This is a genomic window from Ferroglobus sp., assembly GCF_015521575.1.
Lineage (GTDB): Archaea > Halobacteriota > Archaeoglobi > Archaeoglobales > Archaeoglobaceae > Ferroglobus.
Window position 1 is genome coordinate 1 of record NZ_WANY01000216.1, and the last position, 3046, is coordinate 3046.

Annotated in this window: 5 protein-coding genes; all 5 read left to right on the forward strand. The window is 44.3% G+C overall.

The features are described 5' to 3' along the window. Positions 1-752, forward strand: a 752-nt coding sequence (locus F7C14_RS08635) for a DUF1786 family protein (RefSeq protein WP_290901879.1), incomplete at its 5' end; no start/stop codon positions are given. Further along, positions 730-1119 (forward strand): hypothetical protein, encoded by a 390-nt coding sequence (locus tag F7C14_RS08640; protein WP_290901881.1) that lies wholly within the window; start codon positions 730-732, stop codon positions 1117-1119. The genes F7C14_RS08635 and F7C14_RS08640, both read left to right, overlap by 23 nt. Positions 1120-1155: 36 nt before the next feature. Next, positions 1156-2526, forward strand: a complete 1371-nt coding sequence (locus F7C14_RS08645) for an FAD-binding oxidoreductase (RefSeq protein WP_290901883.1) — start codon at positions 1156-1158, stop codon at positions 2524-2526. Positions 2527-2568: 42 nt separating this feature from the next. Next, positions 2569-2799, forward strand: coding sequence for an Lrp/AsnC ligand binding domain-containing protein (locus F7C14_RS08650; RefSeq protein ID WP_290901885.1), 231 nt, complete (start codon positions 2569-2571; stop codon positions 2797-2799). Continuing rightward, positions 2796-3046 (forward strand): ATP-binding protein (locus F7C14_RS08655; RefSeq protein ID WP_290901889.1); only part of this gene is annotated, 251 nt, incomplete at its 3' end. The genes F7C14_RS08650 and F7C14_RS08655, both read left to right, overlap by 4 nt.

A 3046-nucleotide genomic window follows, 5' to 3' on the forward strand; every position in this document is an offset into this window, starting at 1 on the left:
AAGTTAAGGAGATCGGAGTTAAAATAACTGAAAACGGTGAGGGAGAAAGGATAGTTCTTAAAGATGTCTTCCTTGAAAGTTACGAAAAATTTCTTGAAAGTTTCTCCCTTGAAATACCGGAGATCATAGCTGTCGCGGTACAAGATCACGGTTTCTCTCCAAAGCTCAGTAACAGAGTTTTCAGATTCCAGAAGGTTGAAGAACTTTTGAAAAAGGACGGAACGATCTATTCTCTAATTTTCGATGAGAACTCGGTTCCGGAATACTTCAATAGGATGAAAAGCGTCGTTGAAAGCGTTAAAGATTACGGTGAGAGTACTGGAAGAAATTTTAGGGTTTACGTTGCCGACACTTCTTTTGCAGCTGTTGCCGGATGCATGCTTGCGGTGAACAACTTTCCCGCTCTGCTCATAAATTTTGGGAACAGCCACACGGTCGGAGCGATAGTCGATAAAAGCGGAGAGGTTTACAGCATATTTGAGCATCACACGAGAATTCTTATGAACGCAGACTTCCACGAATTCCTCAAGAGATTCGTAAAGGGAGAAATTACCAACGAAGACGTTTTGGAGCAAGGAGGACACGGAGCTTTCGTTAAAGAGGTTGTGGAGGTTAATGAGATCCTCGCCACCGGGCCAAATGCTAAACTTTTCGGGTTTAAGGAAGTGGCACCTTTGGGAGACGTTATGACGGTTGGAAATGCGGGACTTGTTAAAATGTTAAGTGAAAATGAAGGCTTGGCAGGAATTTGAAGAGGAAATACTGAAGATTTTCGAAGAACACGGATTTAAATCTAAGAGGAGGTTTATCTTCAAGGATGAAATTGGGAGAGGGGAAATTGACATTTTGGCTGAACGCTTCGGAATTATTTTAGCGGTGGATGCTAAAAGGTACACTGAAAGCTGGTACAGGCTTTCGGCACTGAAAAGGGAGGCAAAAAAGCATGCGGATAGGTGTAAAAGGCTTGAGAAGGTTATTGGCAGAAGGGTAATTCCGGTGATAGTCCCCCTTATAGATGACCATGTTTACTTTCATCATTCCTTCATCGTGCCTTTCGTAGCTCTCAACGATTTTTTGCTCAATCTTCATTACTACTTAGCTGAGTTCGGGTTTGAGTAGGGCAATCTTTTAAAATTAATTCTGGATAATTCTGTCATGCTTCAGGAAATTGTCGAAGAGCTCGAAAAAATCGTGGGAAAAGAGGGCATTGCCAAGAACGTTGAGGACTACCTTTACGACGAAACTCCGAAAAGGGTTAGACCAAAAGCGGCTGAAGACGTTGTGGTTGTGAAGCCGAAGAGTAGCGAGGAAGTGTCGAAAATTCTTAAGCTGGCGAACGAGAGGAAAGTGCCGGTAGTTGTTAGGGGAGGAGGGACAGGATTAAGTGGAGGATCGATTCCCCTTTCTCCGGGGATCGTTCTTTCAATGGAGAGGATGAACGAACTCGAAATAGACACGGAAAACCTTGTGGCTGTTTGCGGGGCAGGAGTAACTTTAAGGCAGCTCCTTGAAGAAATTGATAAAATACCCGGGTTATCTTTCCCCCCTCATCCGGGGCATGAGGGGGCGCAGATTGGAGGGCTTGTGGCAAACAACGCCGGAGGTGCGAGGGCTGTTAAATACGGGATTATGAGAAACTACGTTCTTGGAATGGAAGTAGTTCTCCCCAGCGGGGAGATTCTGAATTTAGGAGGGAAGGTCATCAAAAACGTAACTGGTTACGATCTTATGCACCTGCTTATAGGAAGTGAAGGGACGTTAGCTGTGATAACGAAAGTCGTTCTTAAACTCATTCCAGAGCCGGGAGGAACTTACACCCTCGTCGTTCCTTTCGAAAGGACGGAAGACGCTATAAAAACGGTTCCTGAGATTTTAAGGAGCGGAACGATTCCACTTGCTATTGAGTACATGGATGTGGAGGCTGTGAAAGCTGGAGAAGCCGTGACTGGGAAGAAATGGCCTTACGAGGGAGGGGAGGCTCATCTAATGATCATAGTTGAGGGTAGGGATGAAGACGAGCTCTTGAAAGTTTCTGAGGAGATAGAAAGGCTTGCGAAGAAGAACAACGCCATAGATGTTTTTGTTGGAGTTAGTAAGAAAGAGCAGAGAGATCTTCTTGACATTAGAAGCTTGATATACGAGGGAATGAGAGATGTTACAGTCGACCTCCTTGACGTTTCCGTTCCCATAGCTTCAATTCCTGAATACGTTACGAAGTGTAAAAGGTTTGCTGAAGAGATTGGAATAAAAGTTCTCCACTACGGTCACGCTGGAGATGGGAACGTTCATCAGCACATCCTCGAAGTGGAAGGGTGGGAGGAGAAGTATCGGAAGTTTAAGAACTACGCTTTCGGCTTAGTAAAAAAGCTTGGGGGATACATAACTGCCGAGCATGGAATTGGAGTTGTGAAGAAGGGGGATATGTACTCGACCCTTCCTCAGAAAGCTGTTGAACTTATGAGAGATATCAAGAGAATTTTCGATCCGAACAACATCTTAAATCCGGGAAAAGTCGTTGATGTCTGATTTCAGCAATTATTTTATATTCTCAGTATTAAAATTTTAAACATGGTTATCGGTGTGACGATGGTAAACGTTTCTCCGGGAAGTGAGAAGAGCGTCTATATGAAGATAAAGGAGATGAAGAACGTTAGAGACGTGTACCACGTTTTCGGGGAATTTGACTTCGTTGTGATAATAGATGCTCCGAGTCTGGCTGAGTTAAATAAGACCGTCGATAGTATAAGGGCTATCGAAGGTGTTACAAAAACTCAAACGGTGGTTGGAGCTGAGATATGAAGCAGAAGGAGATAAGCGTAGCGGAGTTTTTCGAGAAGAACAAGCACATTCTTGGCTACTCCAATCCAGCGAAAGCTCTCATAACCTGCGTTAAGGAAGCAGTGGACAACTCGTTAGATGCCTGCGAGGAAGCGGGAATTCTTCCCGACATCCTCGTCAAAATTTTTAGAGTTGGAAAGAACTACAGAATTATAGTCGAGGATAACGGACCGGGGATAGAGAAGGAGGAGATTCCAAAGGTTTTCGG

Bases quoted from the DNA above. Each gene is read 5' to 3' on its own strand.
- F7C14_RS08640 (WP_290901881.1), top strand. From the start codon at position 730: ATGAAGGCTTGGCAGGAATTTGAAGAGGAAATACTGAAGATTTTCGAA.
- F7C14_RS08645 (WP_290901883.1), top strand. From the start codon at position 1,156: ATGCTTCAGGAAATTGTCGAAGAGCTCGAAAAAATCGTGGGAAAAGAG.
- F7C14_RS08650 (WP_290901885.1), top strand. From the start codon at position 2,569: ATGGTTATCGGTGTGACGATGGTAAACGTTTCTCCGGGAAGTGAGAAG.